Origin of the sequence: Rhodospirillum centenum SW (assembly GCF_000016185.1) — a bacterium.
In the GTDB taxonomy this organism is placed as follows: domain Bacteria; phylum Pseudomonadota; class Alphaproteobacteria; order Azospirillales; family Azospirillaceae; genus Rhodocista; species Rhodocista centena.
In genome coordinates this window covers 4,188,778-4,211,783 of record NC_011420.2, presented here as the reverse complement: position 1 = coordinate 4,211,783, position 23,006 = coordinate 4,188,778, and the positions used below count along the sequence as shown (strand labels likewise).

Sequence of the window (23,006 nt, the reverse complement as noted above, 5' to 3'; positions counted from 1 at the left end):
GGATATCTCCAGCGGACAGATCTACGGGGATCCCTGACGATGCACCGCCATGGGAAAGGCCTGCGACCTGCGCCCGGACGATCCCCCTGATCCTCTCCTTGCCATAGCCCAGGAAGGCTCCGACTGCCCCCGCCTCTGACGGGGGGTAGTTCTGACGGGGGCGCCCCGGCGTGCGGGGCGCCCCTTGGCCTCGGGTCGGGCGAGCCCGTCAGGCGAGCCAGAGGCCGGTGTCTGCGGCGGTGGCGATGCGGTCTTCGCCGATGCCCCAGACGAGCCAGTGGCGCAGGGGATCGATGCCGGCGTCGGCGACATCGGAGTTGCGCTGCAGATAGGCCGACAGGTCGAACCAGGCGGAGGGATCGCGGTCCTCGCGCCAGCCGAACGCAAGATAGTGCTCGTAGCCCGAGTGGAACTGCCCGGCCTCCACCGCGACGCGCACGTCGGCCCAGCGGGCCAGGTACGCCTCCTCGTCGAACAGCGGGGTCGGGTCGCGCCCCTCGGCCTGACCGAACGCCAGATAGTGCTCCAGGCCGCTCTGGAACCGGCCGTCCGCCACCGCGGCCCGCACGTCCGCCCACTGGGCGAGGTAGAAGGCCTCGTCGAACGCCCCGCCGCCGTCCGGCTGCACCGCCTCGAAGCGCACCGGCAGGGTGACATAGACCACCTGGTCGTCGAACCGGATCAGTTCGACCCCGCTGGCCACGTCCGTGCCCGTCGCCGCCCCGCTCAGCCGCACGCCCCAGGGGCCCGTCGCCTCCAGCGTCACCGCCGAGCGCGCCGCCTCGATGCGGACGACATCGACCCCCGAGCCGCCGTCGATCGTGTCGTCCCCCGCCCCGCCGGAGAGACGGTCATACCCCTCCCCGCCGAACACGCTGTCATTGCCCTCGTCGCCGTAGAGCAGGTCGCGGCCCTCCCCCGACCCCACCGTGTCGTCGCCGCCGCCGCCGCGCAGCGTGTCGTCGTCCGGGCCGAGCCGGATGTACTGCCGCGCATCGTCCCCGATCACCACGTTCGACCCGGTGCCCCCGGTCACGAACACGCTGCCCGTCACAACCGCATAGTCAACGTCGCGCAGTTCGATGTTCGTCCCCGACGGCAGCGAGCGGCCGTCGATCACCACCGCCGTGACCATCCCCGACGTGTCGGTCGAGGTCGGCACCGAGAGGAGGATCGGCTGACCGGGCGGTGTCGTGCTGCCCGCCGTCAGCGTCGGCGTCACCGTCCGCAGCGTCACCGGCGTGCTCCCGGGCAGCAGCGTCGACAGGCCCGCCAGATCGACCGTGCCGGTCGATACCGTGCCGGCCGCCTGGATGCGCCCGGCCTCCACCCCCGCCGCTGCGGAGAGTTCCGCCAGGGTCAGCGTCGTCGCCCCCGAGGCCTGCAGCCCGACCCCCACCGGCAGCGTCGCCACCAGGACAGGCACACTGCTGCTGCCGCCCAGCCGGATGTCCGCGTTCGCCGTCGGCGTGCCGCCGGCATCCTGGCGGCTGGTCGGAACCGGCGCCACCACGACCTGCTCCACCGGCCGCCCGGTCAGGCTGTCGCTGCCGCTGCCGCGCCCCACCGACACCCCGTCCTCCGTCGCCGTCACCGTCGTCGGAACCACCGGCGGCGGCGGCGGGGCGGCCGGTGGTCCCGGCGGCGCCGGCGGCAGCGGCGGCCCTGGCGGCGACGGCGGGATCACCACCACAGGCGGTGGTGGTGGTGGTGGAGGCGGCGGCTCCGGATCGGGGGCCTGGGTCACCGCGATCGTGAAGTTCTGCGAGGCGGTCAGCCCGCCGGCGTCCGTCGCGGTCACGACGATGGTGTGGCTGGTCGCTGCCCCGTAGTTGATCAGGCCGCCGTCCCGCACCATCACGACACCTGTCGCCGCGTCGATCCGGAACCGCCCGCCGGCATCGTCCGTCAGGCTCCAGCTTACCGTCCCGCCGCCCGGGTCGGTGGCCATCGCCGTGATCCCCACCCGCGTCCCTGCCGACGCCCCTTCGACAACCCTGTCCGGCGCCGTGTTCGTATCGACGGGCACCGTGGGCGCCACGTTCGTCACGGCAATCGTGAAACTCTGGTCGCGGCTGTTGCCGGCAACGTCGCTTGCCCGCACCGTGAGGGTGTAGCTGCTCGTCCCGTCATGATCGAGCCCGACATCCTGGGCGAGCGTGATCCGTCCGGTCGCCGGATCGAGATCGAAGAGTTCCACGCCGGTGCCGCCGAGCAGGCTGTAGCTGACCGGGCTGGCATCCGTCACGGCAAGCTGGAGCGCCAGTGTCCCGGCGGCGGCCCCTTCCGCGATGCTGCCGGGTCCTGAAGTGAAGGTCGGGGCCGCACTGTCCACGCGCAGGGAGAAAGCGGTCGAGGTGGTTTCGTTTCCGGCGTCGTCGATCGCGGTGGCGACGGCCGTGTGGTTGCCATCCGCAAGGAGCGTGCCGCGATGGTCGATGCTCCAGTGCCCGCTCCCGTCGGCCGTCACCGTCCCGATCTCCGAACCGTCGAGCCGGAGCGTCACCGTGTTGCCGGCCTCGGCCGTCCCGCCGAAGACCAGCCGGGTCTCACTGGTGATCCCGTCGCTGTCCGACAGGCCGGTATCGGACGCGATGCCGGTAATGACGGGGGTGACCCCGGTGTTGTCCAGGATATAGCTGTTCTCGTTCGTCCCCGTGGGCGTCGTCGAGACCAGGGCGTTGCCGGCCGTGTCCGTGATGTTCTGACCGCCGGCGAAGGACAGCGTCACGGTTCCGTTCAGGGACGCGAGGTCTCCGCCGCTGACCGTCACATCGAAGGCGTTGCTCCCGGCGGAAGTCACGGCCGTCACCGTGCCCGTCGTCCCGGCGACAGCGAAGTCGGCGGCGTCGAGGTTGCTCACCGCCTCGTTGAAGGTGATGCGGAAGGTCAGACTGTCGGCGTTCGTGGTGGCGGCGGACGGCGACTGCCGCACGATGCTGGTGACCAGCGGCGCGGTGGCGTCGATCGTGTGGACATCGCCGCCAGCGAAGAGGGGGACACTGCCGTTGGTGCCGTTTCCATTGCCGGCAAGGTCGGTGATATCGCTGGCGCCGGCCAGATCCAGGCGCAGCGTGCCCGCCCCCGTGATCCCGGTCACCGTGACATCGTACTGGAAGCCGGAGACCGCCGTCACGCCACTGATGCTGCCCGAAGCCGTTCCCGTCGTCGTCAGGAGGAAATCCCCCGCCGTGACGCCCAGGACGCTTTCGTCGAAGCTGACCCGGTACGTGACGGAGGTGGCGTTGGCCCCGGGAGAGCCCATGAGCACGATGCCTGCGACGGCCGGCAGGACGGTATCGGACGTATATGCGATCTCCTGGCCCGTCAGGACGAAATTGTCCTTGGAGAAGGGGCCCGTGAGGTCGATCACCAGATCAGCCCCCGGGATGCCGTCCAGCCCGATATGGAGGCGTGAGACGCCCGCCGCCCCCTCCACCTGGACATCGCCCGCACCGAGCCCGGCCCCGTTACCGGCCGTGACCGTGCCCGAGAGTGTGACGGGCACGAGAATACTGTCGTCGGCCGAGAAATCCGCGATCCGGTCGATGCCGGCGTCGACTCCCGACTGGAAGACGAAGACATCGGCACCGCTCCCGCCTTCCAGGGTGTCGTCGCCGGCCCCGCCCTCCAGCGTGTCGTTGTCGGCGCCCCCGCTGAGGGAATCGGAGCCGTTCCCGCCGAGAAGGCTGTCGTTGCCGTTCCCGCCGATGAGCGTGTCGTTGCCGTCACCGCCGGTCAGCGTGTCGTTCCCGTCACGGCCCTCCAGCCTGTTGTCGGCGACGTTGCCGGTGATGCGGTCATGCCCCGAACCGCCGATCGCATTCTCGATCAGGGACCGCTGGTCGCCCTGGTACAGATAAGGGTTGGCGATGTTGCCCGGTGCCCGCACACCGCTGCCCGTGTCCAGGATGGCCTGTTGCCCGCCCAGGCTGATCCATTCGCCCGGCAACAGCGATACCGTCAGGTCCGTGGCGTAGCTCGCGAAATTGTACGTATCGTCGCCGCCGCCGTCCCAGAGCGTCATGAAGATGACCGGAGCGGTCGGATCGAAGGAGTACGTCGTATCGCCCGCGTTGGTGCTCCAGTTCGGGCCATACAGGGCCTGGATGGCGGCGATGTCGTTCAGCATCGGCCTGAACGGATAGCTACCCGCCGCGAGTGAATAGCCTTCAACCGGGCCGCCGGCCTGGCTGCGGTAGCTCATCACGGAGAGGCCGACCCAGTCCTGCGATGAATCCGCGGCCGGGAAACCGTTGACCGAATCGTGCGGATGCTTCAGCCCGAGGGCATGCCCCAGTTCGTGCAGCAGCAGGAAATAGGCGTAACTGCCGGGGTCCCAACTGGCCACGCCGGCGGCACTGCCAAGCTGCAGATCCCCGCCTTCGGGCTGGTCGGACGGGTAATCGACGATACGGGCCGTCAGATTGTCCGGGCTGAGATACCAGTAGAGGCGGATGTCGCCCTGCGCCGGTGTCGCGGCCTGGGTGAAGCTCAGCCCGCTGACCTCCGACCAGGCATTCAGGGCGGCCCGGACGGCCGTCTGCTGGGCTGCGGTAAGGGCAGAAAAATAAGAAGAATCGATCGCAGTGCCGGCCGGGTAATCAGAAAGGTCAGACGCGTCGGCCGGGAAGCTGTAAGTGATTGAGTTTGAACCCCACTTCCTGCCATAGAGCAGAGTATCGACATTGCCATCACCCGTCAGGCTGACAGAAACGCTGGAGACCGACATCGCGTCCTTTCCCGATTCTTCCCAGAAATTCACGACATTAAAATCCAGGCAACTCGGATCAACCTGATCGATCCGGCAACCGGCATGCCGATATGGTCAGAGCTTGTTAATTTATAGAATCGCTCAAAAGGGAAGGAAACAGTTTCCAGGCACGGGAAAAGGCAGCCTGGATCATGCCTCCACCGAGCGGAGCTGGCGGTAGTGCCGCAGGACGGCCAGCGCGCGGGCCAGCGCCGTCGGCGCGAACAGCCGCAGCAGGACCGCATAGGCGACAAGCCCCACCGCCACCTGTACCCCCAGCGCCGCGGGGGCGGTCAGAGAGGGTGCCAGCACGAGCCCGACACCATGAACGATCACGGCCATGCCCGCTGCCGCGAGGAAACCGGGCATGAAGCAGGCAAGGTAATCGCCCGGACGGACACCGATCAGCCGGCGCATGATCCAGAGATAGACCGGCACGAAGGCGAGATTGCGCAGCAGGATGGCGATGGAGATGACGACCAGCCCGTACTGCACACTGACCAGCACCACGGCCACGTTGGCGACGGCGCTGGCGGTCAGCAGGGCCAGCAGCAGACCGGCGCTGCCGGTGGCGCGGATCACGGCACCGGCGAAGTTGCTGACCAGACCCGGCACGCCCAGCAGGGCGATGACGGCCAGGATGGTGCCGCTCTCCCGCCAGCCCTCGCCGAAGAAGGTGACGACCAGATTGGACGCCACCGCGGAAACGCCGAGGAAGACGGGCGTGGCCAGCAGGCCGCCAAGCTCGACCGCGGCATAGAGCGCCCGCCGCATGCGCTCGCGTTCGGCCTGAAGCCGGGCGAAGGTGCTCATGCCGACATTGGCGACGCCCTGAACGATCAGGAAGCTCAGCGTATCGTGCACACGGTAGGCCAGGGTATAGACACCCAGCGCCGCCGGCCCCATCAGCAGCCCGACCAGATAGCGGTCGACATGCTTGCTACAGAAATTGACGATCCGGGTGGCTGTGAGGAAGGCGCTGTACGGCATCAGGTCGCGGGCGTGGGACAGGGAGAAGCGTGCCCGCGGCGTCCAGCCGGCGCCGGCCCACAGCACGGCCGCCCCGACCGCCCGGTCCACCACCTGCTGCGCCACCAGGGCCCAGGCGCCGTACCCCTGCACGGCCAGCAGGATACCGACGACCCCGCCGGCCGCGATGCCCGCCAGCGAGCGGACGACCAGCAGTCTGTAGCGGAGCTGCCGGCGCAGCAGCGCCTGCTGCACACCGCAGAGACCGACCAGCAGCGGCGCCAGCGCCACGACCTGGAGCAGCGGTGCGAGGCCAGGCTCGTCGAAGAGACGGGCCAGCAGCGGTGCCGCCAGCACAAGCGCGCCACAGACGCCGCCGGTGAGGAGGACATTGCACCAGAAGGCAGAATCCAGGTGGAGATCGTCCAGCGGCTCCCGCTGGATCAGCACCTCGTTCAGTCCTTCGTCGAGAACCGTCTGGACCGCCGCCAGAACGATCACGACCATGGCGAACAGGCCGATCTCCGCCGGCGACAGCAGGCGCGCGACGGCGACGAAGATGACGAGCGATGCGAGCTGGCGGCTCCAGCCCTCCGCGGAGGACCAGAACGCGCCTTCCAGGGCGAGCCGGCGCAGATTCATGGGGATGCGGACCTTGCACGGGGGATCGGGGATGCGGCCGGACCGGCGGACGGCGGCGCGCTGCGGCCCCGATCAAGCACGCGATCGGAAGGGTTGCCCATGGGGCCTTGGGCATAGACAGGGCCCCACCCTTCGCCCGTCCGGCCGATCCGCTGCGGCGGGGGCTCAGGGGAGATGGGGAAGGACGAGGCTGATCGCGGTGCCCTCACGCCGGTCCACATCGACATGGCCGCCGAGCTGCCCGGCGATGGCGCGGACCAGCCACAGGCCGGTGCTGCCGCTGGACAGGGTCCGGTCGGAGATCCCCTCCCCGTCGTCGGCGACACACAGGACGAGCCGGCCTCCGGCGCAGCGGAGATCCACCTCGATGCGGCCGCTGCTGCGGCGGCGGAAGGCATAGCGCAGGGCATTGCCGATCAGCTCGTTGGCAGCAAGCCCCAGGGGAAACGCCAGGGAGCGGGGCAGCAGCGGCACTCCCCAGCAGCGCACCTCGAACCGGAGGCTCCGTCCATCGACCTGGTGCGCCAGGAGCAGCGCCGATCCCAGTTCGCGCAAGGCCGTCCCGAGATCGGCGGCACAGGTCTCCCCCAGGTCGGCCAGGACACGCTGCGCCTGGGCCAGCGCCACGACCCGCGAGCGGGCCCCGTCCAGGGCGGCCCGGGCCACGGGGTCGCGGATCGCCCGGATTTCGGCCTCCAGCGACTTGGCAAGGGAAACCATGCCGCCCAGCGCGGCATGATGGACGGCCCCCGGAAGCAGTGTCGCCGTCATGGTGTCCGCGTCGGAGGTCAAGACTTCCACCAACGGAACCGCTTCCCTCCGGACGTTCTCGTTACCCATTACTGTCCCCGTCTGTGTCACACGGCGAAGAAAGCGCACACGCGGCAAAAGCTCCCGCCCTCTTCCGAGGTAGGGCGTCTGCATGCTGCCGATTCCTTCCTTCGGTAGAGGCGGCGGGAATTGGGGAAGACACCTGTTACCGCTGTCCGGCCAGGCAGGAACTCTGTTTAGCAAGGTAACGCGCCTGTGGACGGCATGGACCGGAACGGTTGCCATCCCGCGCCTGCCCCTCGGAACCGACTGCGGAGTTCGATCACATGCTTGGGACCCTGTTGCGACAGGTCGTGCCGGAGAGTGCGAAGCTGCGGCTGCGCGCCCGTCGCGGACTGACAGCCGGCGAGATGGAGCTGCCCCTGGTTCCCCTGCTCTGCGACCCCGACGGAACGTCGGTCGATGTCGGGGCCAATGTCGGGGTCTACACCTGGCACATCGCCCGTGCCTCCGCCCGGACCGTGGCGGTGGAACCGAACCCGGCGCTGGCTGCGAAGCTGCGGCGCGGAACCGGCCGCAATGTCGAGGTGCTGGCCTGCGCCCTGTCGGATCAGGAGGGCACCGCCCGCCTCGCCATCCCCCTGACGGCGGCAGGGGAGCTGGCCTCCCGCGCCACCATCGAGGAGGCGGTGAACCGGGAGTTCGAGCGCCGCACCCTTGAGGTTCCTCTCCGCACCCTGGACGGGCTGGGTCTGCGCGATCTCGGCTTTCTCAAGGTGCATGCCGAAGGGCACGAATACCCGATCCTGGAGGGCGGGCGGCAGTGCATTGCCCGCGACCGCCCCACGATCCTGGTCGGCAGCGAGGACAGGCACGTCCCCGGAGCCCGCCAGCGGATCGAGACGATGCTGGCGGGTCTGGGCTACCGGGGCTTCTTCCTGCATGAGGGGCGCCTGCATCCGCTCGGACGTTTCCGCCCGGAAATCCTGCAGCGGCCGGAGAACGCCAAGCGGGTCGGCGCCTCCTACAGCGACGCCTACATCCACAACTTCCTGTTCATCCACCCCGACCGCCCCCGTGTCCTCTTCGCGCTGGCGGCCCGGCTGGGGCCCCCCGCCGACCAGGAATGAGGGGCGCTCCGCCCTTCGGCTCTCCCCTCCCCCGGAAGGCCCGGCGATCCTCCGCCTGGACACTTGATGCCCCCTCCGCCGTAGGGGCCTCCCCAGGCGGGGCGCCACCAGAAACCCCGGGCCGAGTGCCGCGGCCACGGGTTCTTCCCCGGGAGCTTCTCTGACCCGACCCGGAGCCACCATGGACGCCTCCGTCCTGACCCACGGCGCCCCCCAGGGCGACACCGCCGCCCGCAGCCGCGGGCATACGACCTGCCGCGCCTGCAGCCACGGCCTGGAGCCCTTCGTCGATCTGGGCCTCTCCCCCCTGTGCGAGAGCTTCGTCCCGCCGGAGCGGGCCGACGAAGGGGAGATGTTCTACCCGCTGGACGTCAAGGTCTGCCCGCACTGCTGGCTGGTGCAGCTCGGCGAATATGTGCCGCCGGACGACATCTTCGGCGAGTACGCCTACTTCTCCTCCTTCTCCCGGGCATGGCTGGCGCATGCCGCCGACTATGTGGCGGCGATGACGGCACGCTTCGGCCTGGGCCGGAACAGCTTCGTCGTCGAGGTGGCGAGCAATGACGGCTACCTGCTGCGCAACGCGGTCGAGCGCGGCATCCCCTGCCTGGGCATCGAGCCCGCCGCAAATGTCGCGCGCGTGGCAGAGGAAGCGGGTGTGCCGACCCTGGTCCGCTTCTTCGATGCCGCTCTGGCACGGGAACTGGCGGCCGAGGGCAGACAGGCCGACCTGATCGCCGGCAACAATGTGCTGGCACAGGTGCCGGACCTGCACGCCTTTGTCGGCGGCTTCCCGGTGCTGCTGAAGCCGGAAGGCGTGCTGACCCTGGAATTCCCCCATCTGCTGCGGCTGATCGAGGAGAACCAGTTCGACACGATCTACCACGAGCATTTCTCCTACTTCTCCCTGGGCACGGTGCGCCGCCTGCTGGCGGGACACGGGCTGCGGGTGTTCGATGTGGAGGAGCTGTGGACCCATGGCGGCTCCCTGCGCATCTACGCCTGCCATGAGGGAGCCGCGCACCCGACGATGCCGGCGGTGGAGGCGCTCTGCGCCACCGAGCGCGAGCGGGGGCTGGAGGACATGGCGACCTATCGCGCCTTCGACGCCCGGGTGCGCCGGACCAAGCGGCGGCTGCTCCGGCTGCTGTCGGACCTGCGTGACCAGGGGCTGAGCGTCGTCGGCTACGGCGCCCCGGGCAAGGGCAACACGCTGTTGAACTACTGCGGCATCCGCACCGACCTGCTGGACTACACGGTGGACCGCAACCCCTACAAGCACGGGCGCCTGCTGCCCGGTACCCGCATCCCGATCCACCCGCCCGATCGGATCGACCGGACGCGGCCGGACTGCGTGCTGATCCTGCCCTGGAACCTGAAGGACGAGATCATGCGTCAGCTCGCCCCCATCGCCGACTGGGGCGGCCGCTTCATCGTGCCGATCCCCGAACCCGTCATCATCGACCCCGCCGATCTCTCGAAGGGAACCGCGCCATGAAAGTGGTCCTGTTCTGCGGCGGCCTCGGACTCCGCATGCGCGATTATTCCGACGCCTTGCCGAAGCCGATGGTGCCGATCGGCACCCGGCCGATCCTGTGGCACCTGATGCGCTACTACGCCCATTACGGGCACAAGGACTTCATTCTGTGCCTGGGCCACAAGGGACACGTCATCAAGGACTTCTTCCTGAAGTACGATGAGTGCGTGTCCAACGACTTCGTGCTGTCGGAAGGGGCGAAGCGGCTGGAACTGCTGCGCCGCGACATCGACGACTGGCGTATCACCTTCGTGGACACGGGCACCGCCAGCAACATCGGCCAGCGCCTGCTGGCCGTCCGCCGCTTCCTGCGCGACGAGGAGATGTTCCTGGCCAACTACAGCGACGGGCTGACCGACTGCCCGTTGCCGGAGATCACGGACAGGCTGGCGGCCAGCAACGCGACGGCCGCCTTCATGGCGGCGCGGCCGAACACCAGCTTCCACTTCGTCCGCCATGACACGGCGGGACGGGTGACACGGGTGGACAATGTGGAGGACGCGGATCTCTGGGTGAATGCGGGCTACTTCGCGTTCCGACAGGAGATCTTCGACTACATCGTGCCCGGCGAGGAACTGGTGGAGGAGCCCTTCCAGCGCCTGATCGACGCCCGCCGGCTGCTGGTGCATGAACATACCGGCTTCTGGCGCGGCTGCGACACCTTCAAGGATCTTCAGACGCTGGAAGCGGCCCTGTCCCCCGGTCCTGCCCCCTGGGAGGTCTGGCGCGACCCGCAGGACCAGCCCCAGGACAACAGCGCCCCGACGCCGCGTGCCGTCGGCTTCGCCGCCGCGTGAGGGCGCCATGCTGACCCTCTCCCTCGGCCGCGGCCCCGGCACGCCGCTCGACATCCTGTGCCTGGGCGCCCATTCCGACGATGTGGAGATCGGCTGTGGCGGCACCCTGCTGACCCTGCTGGAACGCCATCCCGGCAGCAGCGTCCACTGGGTCGTCTTCGCCGCCGACGATGTCCGGGCCGCCGAGGCGCGGGACAGCGCCGCGGACTTCCTGCACGGGGCGGCCCGCAGCCGGATCGACGTCCACACCTTCCGCGACGGCTTCTTCCCCGCACAGTTCACGGAGATCAAGCAGTGCTTCGAAGCCCTGAAACGGAGCGGACAACCTGATCTGGTCCTGACCCATCACCGCGAGGACCGGCACCAGGATCACCGCACACTGGCGGATCTGACCTGGAACAGCTTCCGCAACCACCTGGTCCTGGAATACGAGATCCCGAAATACGACGGCGACACCGGCAACCCCAACCTGTATGTGCCCCTGACCCGCGCTGCGGCGGAGCGCAAGGCCGGCCTGCTGATGCAGCATTTCGGCAGCCAGCGCGCCCGCTCCTGGTTCACGCCGGAGACCTTCCTGGGACTGATGCGGCTGCGCGGCATCCAGTCGGCGGCCCCGGAGGGCTATGCCGAGGGCTTCCACGCCTGCAAATTGTGTCTTTAAGATTCTTCTTCCCGCCGCGGGACGCATGACCGTGCGGGATCGTTTCCGCGACGTGGAAACGATCCCGCACGGTCAGCTCTGGTGCGGCAGCGCCCGACGCAGCAGGCCGCGCCATTTCACGTTCGCCGCGATGATGCCCAGACAGCGCGCCTTCTCCGCCGGTGACAGCCCGCTGCGCCCCAGCGCGTCGAGCACCTGGGCGTAGTAGAGGCGACGCGGCAGCAGCTTCGGGGGCCGGCAGGCCGGGTCGATCCAGCGCGCCTTCTCCGCCGCCGAGAGGGTCAGCGATGTCTCGGCATGGTCGCGCTTCAGGAACAGCGGCTCCGGCACCTCGGAGAAACGCCCCAGCAACGCCAGTTCCACCAGCAGCGCCTTGTCCGACCCGTAATAGGAGCGGTGCAACGCAGTGCGCCGGAGCACGTCGCTGCGCATCAGCCCGAAGATGTCGAAGCAGCGGATCATGTCCACATGGATATCGCGGAAGCGCTGCACGGGGTCGGGACTCTGCGCCCGGGTCGGGGGCGGAGCCCCGAAGCGCAGGTTGCCCGCCCGGTCCCGGTAGGTGCCGTCGAGCGGGTCGCGGGGCAGTTCCGCCTCGTCCTCGTCCACCAGCGTGGTGGCGGTGTGGCAGAGCACCAGGCCCGGATCGGCCTGCATGGCGGCAACGCAGCGTTCCAGATAGGTGGGGGCATGAAGGTCATCGTGCGACGCCCACTTGAACAGCACGCCGGTCGCCATGGAGAAGACCCGGTTCCAGTTCGGCGCCGCGCCGATGTTGGCGTTGTTGCGGACATAGCGGATGCGGTCATCGTGGCGGGCCGCCTCGGCCAGGATCGCCGGGGTCCGGTCCGTCGAGGCGTTGTCGCAGACGATCAGTTCGAAGTCCCGGAAGCTCTGGCCGAGGATCGTCTCGATCGCCCGGGCCAGGTAGCGCTCGCCGTTGAAGACCGGCAGACCGATGGAGACCAGGGGCATCAGGACCTCCCCGGCTGTGCCGCGGGAACGAGGGTGGTGGAAACGACCGGCACGGGATTCCCCCTTTTTGTCACAGGCCGCGCCGGGTCGGGCTTGCGGTGCGGCCGCGTCCGGACTCTCCGACGCCCGGGTCATCTTCCACGCCCTGGGCTGAATCCGGCTTCTCAGGTTCAGAAACGATGCGGGACACGGTTTGGTTTCGTCCCGGAGGAGAGGTCACAGCGACCGGGACGGGAGCGTGTCCCCGGTACCACAGCTGCGACCCGGCACGGCCGGCGGTGGAGGCCGTGCCGGTTCCAGCAGCCGCCAGACGGCCGCCAGGATCAGGACGAGGGCCACATCCGTCGTCAGCGGCACGCCCCCAAGCACCGTCCGGACCACCTCCCCCAGCAGCAGCAGTCCTGCGAAACCCAGGGCCGCCCGCCGCCGGTCCAGCCCGGCCGACCAGAGCAGCCAGAGCACGGATCCCAGGCGGAAGGTCTTTTCGAACAGGGCCAGGAAGACAGCCGTCAGATGGCGCCCGTGCAGTTCCGCGAAGGGAACCAGCCCCGCCAGCGGATCGGTCAGGGCGTCGCCGGCACGCAGACGCCCGGCGACGACGGCCGCGACCGCCAGCCCGGCCAGCAGCCAGCGCCAGGGCCCGCGCCGCCAGGGCACGACGGCCCAGAGCATCCCCCCCAGCAGCGCCGACAGCAGATCGGAGGCATAGAGCCGGTTACGGTCCAGCGTCACCTCGGCCACCAGCAGCAGGGCGATGGCGAGCGGCGCCGCCAGCCGCGCCAGCCGGCGCCCCGACAAGGCCTCCACCAGCACCGCAAGGGTCAGCCAGGTGACGGTACCGCGCAGCACCGTCAGGGGCGGTGCCGTGTGCAGGTCGAAGGCGTAGTAGAAGCCCGCCCAGACATGGTCGGGGTCGAGCGAGGGCACATAGGGATAGAGACGGTAGCCGGCGACCGCCGCCAGCAGCAGCAGCACGAAGGGCTGTGCCACCACCCGGCGCAGGGACAGTCCCCGGACCAGACGCGGCGCCACGACCGCCCCCATCGCCCCACCCAGCGCGGCGCCGAGGGTGTTGAGGCCCAGATCCAGCAGACTGGAGGTGCGGTCGGGCATCACAGTCTGCGCCGTCTCCACCCCCAGGGACAGGAGAAAGCCCCCGAACCCGGCCAGCAGGGCCGCGCGGCGCATCGACACCCCGCCCCGGGCCGCGACGGCCAGGGCCGCCGTCGGCGCATAGAGCAGCAGGTTTACCAGCATCTCCGCCGCGTGGCTGCCCTCCGACCCGGCGGACAGCCATGCCGACGCCGCTCCCGTCTCCGGCCAGGCGAAGCGGAACGGATGGAGGGAGCCGTAGAGAACGGCGGCGAGGCAGACCAGCGCCGCCGCCGCTGCCGGAAGCCGCAGGGGCAGGATCACGGCCGCGACGGTCTCAGGCGACGGCCCGGGCCTGCGGCGCGGCACCGCCTGCCTGCGTGCCGGTGTGCGGCTCGTCGATGTCCAGCCCGTGCCAGCGGAAGCGGCCGTCGAGCCGTCCCAGGTCGAGCAGACGCCGCAACTCCTTCAGCCGGGTGAAGGGCGGTGCCTCGAAATCCTCCCCCGAGAGGGCGATGGCGCGGAACAGGCTGTGGAGCTGCACCGCTCCCGCCCGGGCCGACCAGTCGCAGCGGAAATCCGGCAGATGCTCCCGGATCCGGGCGAAGGAGACGCGGTAGCTGCGGTTGTCCGCGCCGGGCTCGCCGAAGGTCACCTCCGATCCGGTGAAGACCTCGCCGACGATGCCGGCGATCTCCCGCACGCGGTAGTTCTGGTCATCGGCGCCGACATTGAAGATCTGCCCGGCCACCCGCTCCGACGGCGCCGCCAGCGTCAGCTCCACGGCGCGGCAGATGTCCAGGACGTGGACCAGTGGCCGCCACGGCGTACCGTCGCTGGACATGGCGATGCGGCCGGTGGTCCAGGCCAGCCCGGCGAGGTTGTTCAGCACGATGTCGAAACGCATGCGCGGCGACGCGCCGAAGGCCGTGGCGTTGCGCAGGCAGGTGGTGGCGAAGCGGTCTGGATCGTTCACCGTGGCGAGGTGCCGCTCGCACAGCACCTTGCACTCGGCATAGGCCGTGCGCGGATCGGGTTCGGAGGTCTCGTCCTTCACCTCGCCCTCGTTGCCGACACCGTAGACGGAGCAGGAGGAGGCGTAGACGAAGCGGCGCACCCCGGCCCGCCGCGCGGCCTCGGCCAGCGAGCGCGAGCCGTTCCAGTTGATGTCCATGGTGGTGTCGCGGTCATGCGCGCCGAGCGGATCGTTCGACAGTTCGGCCAGATGCACGACGGCGTCGAAGCCCTGGAGGTCCTCGGGCCCGACATCGCGGATGTCGCGCGCCACCAGCGGCGGCCGCTCCTTGGCGTCCTGATAGAGCAGTCCGGCCGTGTAGAAGCCGGTGTCCAGCCCGGTAACCCGATGCCCACGGGCGATCAGGTACGGGCCGAGGACGGACCCGATGTATCCTTCCGACCCGGTAACCAGCACCTTCATCGCGGTGAATCCTTCGTCTGCCAGTGTCGGCGCCGGCCAGATCGGTCCGGCGGATCGCCTGTTAAACGGGGGCTGTGGCGGGCAGGGTGCAGCGCGGCACGGCAGGCAGGGGGAGTACTCCGCCGCCCCCGCATGTACGGTACGGGGATGCCGCCCCGCCGGGCGGGGAGGCCCCCGACGCCGCGGGGATCACCCGCTTTCGCCCTTGCCATGGCGCTGCAGGAACTTGGCAGGGAGCAGGCCGGCCCTCGGCCTGCCCCCTTCCCAAGGCCATAGGTCCGGCGCCGGCAGGCTCCGCCGTCTGGCAGGGTCGATCCTCTTTCGGTTTCCGATCCTAAAGTGAACCACGTTCAGAGCCCGCCCATGCATCCCCGCCGGGATTCCCCCCACCGGAAAGCGGAGGTCCCATGCCCGCGACACCGCCCCCCTCGTCGCTGCGCCCCCCATCGGCGGTCACCCCACCGTCGATCGATGTCAGCGCCCTGCGGGGCCGACGGGTGCTGGTGATCGGGGCCAGTGGCTTCCTGGGCGCGCATCTGGTGACCCGTCTGGGCCGGCTGGGGGCGCAGGTCTGGGGCATGTCGCGCAGCCCCTGGCGCCCGGGCCTGCCGGCGGAACCCGCCGGCTGGTGGCCCTGCGATGCCAGCGTCCCCGAGCGGCTGGCCGAAGCCTTCGCCCACATCCGGCCGGAGATCGTCTACCACCTGACCAGCGACAGCCGCGGCGGGCGCGAGGTCGATCTGATCGGGGAGAGCATCCGCAACGACGTGATCGCCACCGTCAACGTGCTGGTGGAGGCGACCCGCCGCGGCGTGGACCGGCTGGTGCTGGCGGCGTCGCTGGAGGAGCCGACCGGCGAGGCCGGTGAGGCCGTCCCGTCTTCCCCCTATGCCGCCGCGAAATGGACCACGGCCGGCTATGCCCGGATGATGGCGGCGCTGCACGGGCTGCCGGTGACGGTGCTGCGGCTGATGATGACCTACGGGCCGGGACAGAAGGAGTACAAGGTCATCCCGGCCTCCCTCCTGGCGCTGCTGCGGGGCGAGCCGGCACGGCTGGGCAGTGGACTGCGGCCGGTGGACTGGGTGTTCGTGGACGACGTGACCGATGCCTTCCTGCGTGCCGGCCTCGCCCCCTATACCGGAGCGGACTCCATCGACATCGGCACCGGCCGGCTGGTGACGCTGCGCGACTGCCTGACGCTCGCGGGGGAGATGCTGGGGCGGAGCGACCTGCTGCACTTCGGGGCTCTGCCCGACCGGCCGCTGGAGATGATCCGCGCGGCCGACACCGGCCCGGCGCTGGAGCGGCTCGGCTGGCGCCCGACGACGACGCTGGCCGAGGGCCTGACCCGCACGATCGGGCACTACCGGGAGCATCTGGAGAGGGAATCGCCGGCAGAGAAGCATCCGCCCCTGGCCCGCGCCGGCTGACCCGTCGCATCCGACGGCGGTTTCCCCCTCCCGGCCACGGTGTCGGAGAGGGTTACCCCGCCATGCCCCTCGCGGCGACGTCCGTGGCACGCAACCGGAACGACGCGACTAAACCGGCCATCCCCCTGCCCGGCGGCTCCGGTGCCGCGTTGGAGTCCCCGTTCGGGAACTCACGCGGGCCTGTCACCCCATGCCGGATCTGAAGACCGAGACCACCCTGCCGGAAGGGCAGACGCCGGGAGAGGCCGCGGGGCTCGGCCGGCAGGCGGCCAAGGGGGCCCTCTGGTCGATGGCGAACAACTGGGGCCGGCAGATCATCTCGCTGCTGGTCATGCTGGTGCTGGCCCGCCTGCTGACCCCGCACGACTTCGGCAGCTTCGCCGTGATCGTCGTGCTGGTGGCCTTCGCCCAGGCGATCCTGGACGATGGTCTGGGCGAGGCCCTGATCCAGCGTCCGGCGCTGGCGGACGAGCACCTGGACGGCGTCTTCTGGCTCAATCTCGGCCTCTCGCTCCTGCTGGCAGGAGCCGGTGCCGTCGCGGCCCCGGCCATCCAGCAGGCCTACGACACGCCGGAGCTGGCGCCGCTGATCTGGGTCGGGGCCGCGGTGCTGGTGGTGGGATCGAGCGGCGCCGTCCATCAGGCGCTGCTGTTCCGGCGCATGGCCTTCCGCGCCATCGCGGTACGGACCCTGGCCGGCATCGTCGCCGGCGGGATCACCGGCATCGCCCTGGCGGTGGCCGGGGCCGGTGTGTGGGCGCTGGTCGGGCAGTTCACCGTGGAGAGGCTGGTCGGCACGCTGATGCTCTGGCGGGCGGTGGCGTGGCGGCCACGGCTGCGCTTCTCCCGCCCGCATGTCGCCGAACTGCTGCCCTTCACGCTCAAGACCGCCGGCACACGGCTGCTGATGTTCGCCTACAGCCAGGCCGACAAGCTGCTGGTCGGCCTGCTGGCCAGCCCTGTGGTGCTGGGGTTCTATGTGCTGGCACAGCGGATCCAGGAGACGGTCATCACCCTGCTGTCCCGGACCACGACGCAGGTTGCCTTTCCCCTGTTCTCCCGTGTGCAGCAGGACAGGGTCCGGCTCGGCTCGACCTTCCTGCTGTTGACGGAGGCGGTGCTGGCGGTGTCCTCCGTGCTGTTGCTGGGCCTGTCGGCGGTGGCGCCGGCGCTGGTGGAACTCGCCTTCGGGTCGGACTGGCGGACCGCCGGGGAGGTTCTGCGCTGGCTGGCGCTGGGCGGCATCCCCACCATCATCGGCAGCATGTCGGGCACCGTGCTGCGCGGCGTCGGGCATGCCGGGCGCTTCATGCTGCTGATCGGGCTGGGGGCGGCCTGCAACCTGCTGCTGATCGCGCTGCTGATCGACCGCGGCCTTGTCGCCCTGGCCGCGGCCCTGGTGGTCCGGCAGTGCTGCTTCCTGCCGCTGGACCTGCTGGCGCTGCACCGGGCGATCGGCATTCCGCCGCTCCAGGTGCTGCGGCGGCTGGGGCCGGTGCTGCTGGCTTCCGCCGCGTTCGTCGCCGCCTGGCAGACGGTCGCCGGCCTGCACCTGACCCTGCCGCACCGGCTGCTGGCGGAACCGCTGGCCGCCACTGCCGGCGTGCTGGCCTATGCCCTGGTGCTGCTGACGGTCGGCCGGCGCAGTCTGCGCACCTGCCTGGACCTGATCGGGCTGGCGCTGGGCCGCAGCAACGGGAAGACGCGGGAGACTGGCCCGGCCACCGCCGTTCCGGCCGGGGACTGACGCCCGCTTCCGTCGCCGCCCCCCCCCCGAAGCGGTTCCTCGGAAGCGACGCCACCTCTCCGGCGGGGGGCGCTGCCTTCCCCGAGGCCGCACCCCCGAATCCGGGGCGCTCAGCCGGAATGGCGCCGACCCTGGATGCCGCGCAAAGCGTTCCGAGACGGGCCAGAGACGCGGCTGGCAGACCCATTCTTTCGGGAGATGTCATGAAGGTCGTCATCCTCGCGGGCGGATACGGAACCCGCATCAGCGAAGAAAGCAACGTGCGTCCGAAGCCGCTGGTCGAGATCGGTGGCAAGCCGATCATCTGGCATATCATGAAGATATATTCGCACTACGGGCTGCGCGACTTCATTGTCTGCTGCGGCTACAAGAGCGAACTTCTGAAGATCTATTTCCGCGACTTCATGCTTTCCAACGGGGACGTGACCTTCGATCTGGCGCGGCAGTCGATGCAGATCGCCCCGCGGGAGGTGGAGCCCTGGCGGGTCACCCTGGTCGATACCGGGCTGGAGACGATGACCGGCGGCCGCCTGCGCCGGGTGGCGCATCTGCTGGACGGCACCTTCTGCATGACCTACGGCGACGGCGTCGGCGATGTGGACATCGCCGCCCTGATCGCGCAGCACCAGGAAAGCGGGCTGCTGGCGACGGTCACGGCCGTCACCCAGCCCGGCCGCTTCGGCGCGCTGCACCTGCAACCCGGCGAACCGCGGGTGCAGGGCTTCCGCGAGAAGGGGCCGGAGGATGGCGGCTTCATCAACGGCGGCTTCTTCGTGCTGGAACCGTCGGTCGTGGACTTCATCGACGGCGATCACAGCGTCTGGGAGCGCGAACCGATGGAGCGGCTGGTCGCGGCGAACCAGCTCCAGGCCTTCCGCCACACCGGCTTCTGGCAGCCGATGGACACGCTGCGCGACAAGATGGTGCTGGAGGATCTCTGGAAGAACGGCCGGGCCCCCTGGCGGGTCTGGGACCGGGAGCCGGCGACCGGCGCCGCGACCCCCGCGAAGCTCCGCGCCGTGTGACGGCCGAGGCCCCCATGAGGTTCGAGCCCACCGCCATCGCCGAGGCCCGCCTCGTCCGCCTGAAGGCGCACCGCGACGACCGCGGCGCCTTCGCCCGGACCTGGTGCCGGCAGACTTTTGCCGACGCCGGCATCGACTTCGACTTCGTGCAGGCGAACTGGTCGGTCACCCGCAGCCGCGGCACCGTCCGCGGCATGCACTTCCAGCGCGCGCCGCACGCGGAATCCAAGCTGGTCCGCATCACCCGCGGGCGGGTCCATGACGTGATCGTGGACCTGCGCGCGGGCTCCCCCACCCGCGGGCGGCTGCACAGCCTGGAGCTGGGCGAGGGCGACGATACCATGCTCTACATCCCGGCCGGCGTCGCCCACGGCTTCCAGACCCTGACCGACGACGTGACGGTCGAGTACTTCATGGGCGGCGAGCCCTACCGGCCGGAGTACTACGACGGCTTCCGCCACGACGACCCCGCCGTGGCCATCCGCTGGCCGCTGCCGCCGGGTCCGGTCTCCGACAAGGACCTGTCCTGGCCGCCGCTGGCGCAACGCTTCCCCTGGCTGCTGCCGGCGGCGGCTCCCGCTCCGGCCACCCCTGCTCTCTGAGGCCCGACCATGGACATCGCCGTTCCCAGCGAGACGCGCCCGGAGCTGTCGCCCGGCGACGCCATGCACGCCTTCATGCGGGAGCTGTTCCCGCTCTGCCGCAGCATCACGGGGCCGGGCCTGCGCGAGACGATCCAACGGATCGCCGGCCGGATTCCCCTTCAGGTCCACGAGGTGCCGAGCGGCACCGACGTGCTGGACTGGACGGTGCCGGACGAATGGACGATCCGCGGCGCCCGGATCGAGAGTCTGGACGGGCGCACTCTGGTGGACTTCCGCGACAGCACCCTGCACGTCGTCGGCTACAGCCGGCCCGTGGACGCCGTGCTGCCGCGCGGGGAGCTGGCCCGGCATGTCCACACCCTGCCGGACAAGCCGGACCTGATCCCCTACCACACCGGCTACTTCGCCAACTCCTGGGGCTTCTGCGTCAGCCACCGGCAATGGGAGTCCATGACGGACGAAGCCTACCGCGTGGTGATCGACAGCACCCTCGCTCCCGGCAGCCTGACCTACGGCGATCTGCTGGTGCCGGGGGAGAGCACGGACGAGGTGCTGATCCATGCCCATTGCTGCCACCCGAGCCTCGCCAACGACAACCTGTCCGGCATCGCCGTGGCGACATGGCTGGCCCGGCGGGTGCTGGCCCAGGGGGGGCGGGAGCGACCGCGGCGGCTGAGCTACCGCTTCGTCTTCGTGCCGGCCACCATCGGCGCCATCACCTGGCTGGCCCGCAACGAGCCGACGCTGCACCACATCCGGCACGGGCTGGTGCTGACCTGCGTCGGCGACCCCGGCGGCTTCCACTACAAGCGCAGCCGGCGCGGCGATGCCGTGATCGACCGCGCCGTCGCCCAGGTCTGCCGCGACCGCGGCGCCTCCCTTGAGGTCAGGCCGTTCAGGCCCATGGGCTATGACGAGCGCCAGTACGGGTCTCCCGGCTTCGACCTGCCGGTGGGCTGCTTCATGCGCTCTCCCGACCGCGGCTTCCCCGAGTACCACACCTCCGCCGACAACCTTGACCTGGTGCGCCCCGAGGCGCTGGAGGAAAGCTACGAGGTGCTGGGCGAGGTGCTGGACCTGCTGGAAGCGAACCGCGTCTGGCGGCGCGTGGACGGCCGCGGCGAGCCGCAGCTCGGCCGGCGCGGCCTCTACCGTCTGCTCAGCGCGCAGCAGGGGGTGGCCTGCCAGGACTCGCTGCTCTGGGTCCTGAACCTTGCCGACGGCACGCGCTCGCTGCTCGACATGGCGGAGCATACCGGCCTGAGCTTCCGCGAGCTGCGCGACGCGGCCGTCCTCGCCGCAGAGGCCGGACTGATCGTGGAGGCGACCTGAATGGTCGCTGCGGAAGAGCGGTCGCTGGCGCTGGTCACCGGAGCCACCGGCGGCATCGGCCGCGCGCTGGTGCGCCGGCTGGCGGAATCCGGCATGGATCTTCTGCTCTCCGCCCGATCCGACGCGGCGCTGGCGGCGCTGGCCGCGACGCTGCCGCCGGGGCGGACCCGCCATCACGCCTGCGACCTTGCCCGGGATGCCGGCCGTCTGGCGGACGCGGCGCTCGCCCTGCCCCGGATCGACCTGATCGTGCATGCCGCGGGCGTGCATGACAGCGGCCCCTGGGAGACGACGGAGGACGCGACGTTGCGGTCCCTGCTGGCCGTCAATGTCGAGGCGCCGACCCTGCTGACCCGGCGGCTGCTGCCGCGGCTGCGGGCGACGCAGGGCATGGTCGTGTTCCTGAACTCGACCCGCGGGCTGGACGTGGCCGAGCATGTCGGGCCCTACGCCGCCTCCAAGCACGCGCTGCGGGCGCTGGCCGACACGCTGCGGCTGGAGGTCCAGGGCAGCGGCATCCGCGTGCTGTCCGTCTACCCCGGTTCGACCGACACGCCGATGCAACGGGCGATCCAGGAAACAAAGGGCCATCCTTACGATCCGGACACCTTCATCCGGCCCGACGACATCGCCGCCATGGTGATGGCGGCCCTGGTGCTGCCGCGCACCGCGGAGGTTTCGGACATCACCATCCGCCCCCTGGGCCGCCCGCCCGATCCCTTGCCCGCCGCCGGGCCGGCCGCCGCCTGATCCCTTCCAGCCACGTCACCCGCACGCCAGGAGCGTCCTTCCGATGAGCCAGCTTCACCAGTGCCGATCCTGCGGCAGCACCGACCTGACCCCCATCCTGGACCTCGGGATGCAGCCGATCGCCAACGCGCTCGTCGAGCCGGAGCGGATCGGCGGGCCGGAACCCCGCTTCCCGCTGGAGGTCGCCTTCTGCGGCGCCTGCGCCCTGGTGCAGGTGACGGAGACGATCCCGCCGGCGGAGCTGTTCGGCCGCGACTATCCCTACTACTCTTCCGTCTCGCCCTTCCTGCTGGCGCACAGCCGCGACCATGCCCTGCGCCTGATCGGCGACCGCCGGCTGGGGCCGGACAGTCTGGTGGTGGAGGTCGCCAGCAACGACGGCTATCTGCTGCGCAACTTCGTGGCAGCCGGCATTCCCGTCCTGGGCATCGACCCGGCTGCCGGTCCCGCCGCGGCGGCGCGGGAGATCGGCGTGCCGACGGTCGGGGACTTCTTCGGCGCCGATCTGGCCCGCCGGCTGGCGGCCGAGGGGAAGCAGGCCGACGTGATCCTGGCGAACAACGTGCTGGCGCATGTGGAGGGGATCAACGGCTTCGTCGAGGGCTTCGCCGTCCTGCTGAAGGACGACGGCATCGCCGAATTCGAATTCCCCTATCTGCTGGATCTGGTGGAGAGCTGCGCCTTCGACACCATCTACCACGAGCACGTCTTCTACTATTCGCTGACGGCGCTGGAGCCCCTGTTCGGCCGTCACGGGCTGTACCTGAACGAGGTGGAGCGGCTGGACATCCACGGCGGCTCGCTGCGGCTGACGGTCAGCCGGCGGCCGGGTGCCTCGCCGCGGCTGGCCGCCCTGATGGCGGAGGAACGGCGGCTGGGCATGGACCGGCTGCCCTTCTATGCCGACTTCGCCGGGCGGGTGGCCCGCGTGCGCGAGGACCTGCGTGCCCTGGTGGGGGAGCTGCGGTCGCAGGGGGCCCGCATCGCCGCCTACGGCGCCGCGGCCAAGGGTGCCACGCTGCTGAACTATGCCGGGCTGGACCACACGGCCCTGGCGTATGTGGTGGACCGCAACCCGCACAAGGTGGGCCGCCATATGCCGGGGCTGGGGCTGCCCATCCGCCCCGTGGAGGCGCTGGAGAACGACCGGCCGGACTATCTCCTGATCCTGGCCTGGAACTTCGGGCGGGAGATCATGGCGCAGCAAAGGGCCTTTGCCGAGGCCGGCGGCCGCTTCATCCTGCCGGTGCCGACGCCGACGGTGACCGACGGCACGGCCCCGGCCGCCGTCAAGATCGGCGCGCTGGCCGGCTGACGGCGCGAGCGCGCCGGGAAGAAGCGGGAGGCTG

At 70.3% G+C, this 23,006-nt stretch carries 17 protein-coding genes; 11 read left to right on the top strand and 6 right to left on the bottom strand.

Annotation, left to right across the window (positions count from 1 at the left end; translation table 11 throughout):
- Positions 1–208 precede the first annotated feature (208 nt).
- The 3 genes from RC1_RS19120 to RC1_RS19110 all read right to left on the bottom strand — a co-directional run bounded on the left by RC1_RS19120 (position 209) and on the right by RC1_RS19110 (position 7,165).
- Entirely contained in the window at positions 209–4,732 is a 4,524-nt protein-coding gene (locus tag RC1_RS19120) for an Ig-like domain-containing protein (RefSeq protein WP_041785580.1), read from the bottom strand.
- A 171-nt stretch (positions 4,733–4,903) separates the two neighbouring features.
- A complete protein-coding gene (locus RC1_RS19115) occupies positions 4,904–6,364 on the bottom strand; it encodes a lipopolysaccharide biosynthesis protein (protein WP_012569114.1) in 1,461 nt (486 codons plus the stop codon).
- A gap of 165 nt (positions 6,365–6,529) precedes the next feature.
- Entirely contained in the window at positions 6,530–7,165 is a 636-nt protein-coding gene (locus RC1_RS19110; RefSeq protein WP_148213504.1) for a sensor histidine kinase, read from the bottom strand.
- A gap of 296 nt (positions 7,166–7,461) precedes the next feature.
- On the opposite strand from RC1_RS19110, the gene RC1_RS19105 reads away from it, so the two are divergent.
- The 4 genes from RC1_RS19105 (at position 7,462) to RC1_RS19090 (ending at position 11,260) form a co-directional block, all read left to right on the top strand.
- Positions 7,462–8,265 (top strand): FkbM family methyltransferase, encoded by an 804-nt coding sequence (locus RC1_RS19105; protein WP_012569112.1) that lies wholly within the window; start codon positions 7,462–7,464, stop codon positions 8,263–8,265.
- A gap of 181 nt (positions 8,266–8,446) precedes the next feature.
- A complete protein-coding gene (locus RC1_RS19100) occupies positions 8,447–9,763 on the top strand; it encodes a class I SAM-dependent methyltransferase (RefSeq protein WP_012569111.1) in 1,317 nt (438 codons plus the stop codon).
- A complete protein-coding gene (locus tag RC1_RS19095) occupies positions 9,760–10,599 on the top strand; it encodes a glucose-1-phosphate cytidylyltransferase (RefSeq protein ID WP_012569110.1) in 840 nt (279 codons plus the stop codon). The genes RC1_RS19100 and RC1_RS19095 overlap by 4 nt, the downstream gene beginning before the upstream one ends.
- Before the next feature lie 7 nt (positions 10,600–10,606).
- Positions 10,607–11,260, top strand: a complete 654-nt coding sequence (locus RC1_RS19090; protein ID WP_012569109.1) for a PIG-L deacetylase family protein — start codon at positions 10,607–10,609, stop codon at positions 11,258–11,260.
- 72 nt (positions 11,261–11,332) lie between these two features.
- On the opposite strand, the gene RC1_RS19085 is transcribed toward RC1_RS19090, so the two are convergent.
- The 3 genes from RC1_RS19085 to RC1_RS19075 all read right to left on the bottom strand — a co-directional run bounded on the left by RC1_RS19085 (position 11,333) and on the right by RC1_RS19075 (position 14,765).
- Entirely contained in the window at positions 11,333–12,235 is a 903-nt protein-coding gene (locus RC1_RS19085; protein ID WP_012569108.1) for a glycosyltransferase family 2 protein, read from the bottom strand.
- Between the two features lie 216 nt (positions 12,236–12,451).
- Positions 12,452–13,651 carry a VanZ family protein gene (locus tag RC1_RS19080; RefSeq protein ID WP_012569107.1) on the bottom strand — a complete coding sequence of 400 codons (1,200 nt, stop codon included), beginning with the start codon at positions 13,649–13,651 and terminating at the stop codon, positions 12,452–12,454.
- Positions 13,652–13,664: 13 nt separating this feature from the next.
- Complete coding sequence (locus tag RC1_RS19075) at positions 13,665–14,765, bottom strand: NAD-dependent epimerase/dehydratase family protein (protein ID WP_012569106.1); 1,101 nt, start codon at positions 14,763–14,765, stop codon at positions 13,665–13,667.
- Positions 14,766–15,172: 407 nt separating this feature from the next.
- On the opposite strand from RC1_RS19075, the gene RC1_RS19070 reads away from it, so the two are divergent.
- The 7 genes from RC1_RS19070 (at position 15,173) to RC1_RS19040 (ending at position 22,972) form a co-directional block, all read left to right on the top strand.
- Positions 15,173–16,198 carry an NAD-dependent epimerase/dehydratase family protein gene (locus RC1_RS19070; RefSeq protein ID WP_148213503.1) on the top strand — a complete coding sequence of 342 codons (1,026 nt, stop codon included), beginning with the start codon at positions 15,173–15,175 and terminating at the stop codon, positions 16,196–16,198.
- A 190-nt stretch (positions 16,199–16,388) separates the two neighbouring features.
- The gene (locus RC1_RS19065; protein WP_012569103.1) at positions 16,389–17,945 is read left to right on the top strand and encodes a lipopolysaccharide biosynthesis protein; all 1,557 of its coding nucleotides are present in this window, start codon (positions 16,389–16,391) and stop codon (positions 17,943–17,945) included.
- 203 nt (positions 17,946–18,148) lie between these two features.
- Positions 18,149–18,970 (top strand): glucose-1-phosphate cytidylyltransferase, encoded by an 822-nt coding sequence (gene rfbF, locus RC1_RS19060; RefSeq protein ID WP_012569102.1) that lies wholly within the window; start codon positions 18,149–18,151, stop codon positions 18,968–18,970.
- A gap of 14 nt (positions 18,971–18,984) precedes the next feature.
- Positions 18,985–19,572, top strand: a complete 588-nt coding sequence (locus tag RC1_RS19055; RefSeq protein ID WP_012569101.1) for a dTDP-4-dehydrorhamnose 3,5-epimerase family protein — start codon at positions 18,985–18,987, stop codon at positions 19,570–19,572.
- Positions 19,573–19,581: 9 nt separating this feature from the next.
- On the top strand, positions 19,582–20,907 hold the full coding sequence (locus RC1_RS19050) for a DUF4910 domain-containing protein (protein ID WP_012569100.1): 1,326 nt from the start codon (positions 19,582–19,584) through the stop codon (positions 20,905–20,907).
- Entirely contained in the window at positions 20,908–21,657 is a 750-nt protein-coding gene (locus tag RC1_RS19045; protein ID WP_012569099.1) for an SDR family oxidoreductase, read from the top strand. It begins immediately after the preceding gene.
- A 43-nt stretch (positions 21,658–21,700) separates the two neighbouring features.
- The gene (locus RC1_RS19040) at positions 21,701–22,972 is read left to right on the top strand and encodes a class I SAM-dependent methyltransferase (protein WP_012569098.1); all 1,272 of its coding nucleotides are present in this window, start codon (positions 21,701–21,703) and stop codon (positions 22,970–22,972) included.
- Positions 22,973–23,006: the final 34 nt, after the last annotated feature.

Coding starts and splice junctions, on each gene's coding strand:
- RC1_RS19120 (WP_041785580.1), bottom strand. CDS start 4,732: ATGTCGGTCTCCAGCGTTTCTGTCAGCCTGACGGGTGATGGCAATGTC.
- RC1_RS19115 (WP_012569114.1), bottom strand. CDS start 6,364: ATGAATCTGCGCCGGCTCGCCCTGGAAGGCGCGTTCTGGTCCTCCGCG.
- RC1_RS19105 (WP_012569112.1), top strand. CDS start 7,462: ATGCTTGGGACCCTGTTGCGACAGGTCGTGCCGGAGAGTGCGAAGCTG.
- RC1_RS19100 (WP_012569111.1), top strand. CDS start 8,447: ATGGACGCCTCCGTCCTGACCCACGGCGCCCCCCAGGGCGACACCGCC.
- RC1_RS19095 (WP_012569110.1), top strand. CDS start 9,760: ATGAAAGTGGTCCTGTTCTGCGGCGGCCTCGGACTCCGCATGCGCGAT.
- RC1_RS19090 (WP_012569109.1), top strand. CDS start 10,607: ATGCTGACCCTCTCCCTCGGCCGCGGCCCCGGCACGCCGCTCGACATC.
- RC1_RS19085 (WP_012569108.1), bottom strand. CDS start 12,235: ATGCCCCTGGTCTCCATCGGTCTGCCGGTCTTCAACGGCGAGCGCTAC.
- RC1_RS19075 (WP_012569106.1), bottom strand. CDS start 14,765: ATGAAGGTGCTGGTTACCGGGTCGGAAGGATACATCGGGTCCGTCCTC.
- RC1_RS19070 (WP_148213503.1), top strand. CDS start 15,173: ATGCCCGCGACACCGCCCCCCTCGTCGCTGCGCCCCCCATCGGCGGTC.
- RC1_RS19065 (WP_012569103.1), top strand. CDS start 16,389: ATGCCGGATCTGAAGACCGAGACCACCCTGCCGGAAGGGCAGACGCCG.
- rfbF (WP_012569102.1), top strand. CDS start 18,149: ATGAAGGTCGTCATCCTCGCGGGCGGATACGGAACCCGCATCAGCGAA.
- RC1_RS19055 (WP_012569101.1), top strand. CDS start 18,985: ATGAGGTTCGAGCCCACCGCCATCGCCGAGGCCCGCCTCGTCCGCCTG.
- RC1_RS19050 (WP_012569100.1), top strand. CDS start 19,582: ATGGACATCGCCGTTCCCAGCGAGACGCGCCCGGAGCTGTCGCCCGGC.
- RC1_RS19045 (WP_012569099.1), top strand. CDS start 20,908: ATGGTCGCTGCGGAAGAGCGGTCGCTGGCGCTGGTCACCGGAGCCACC.
- RC1_RS19040 (WP_012569098.1), top strand. CDS start 21,701: ATGAGCCAGCTTCACCAGTGCCGATCCTGCGGCAGCACCGACCTGACC.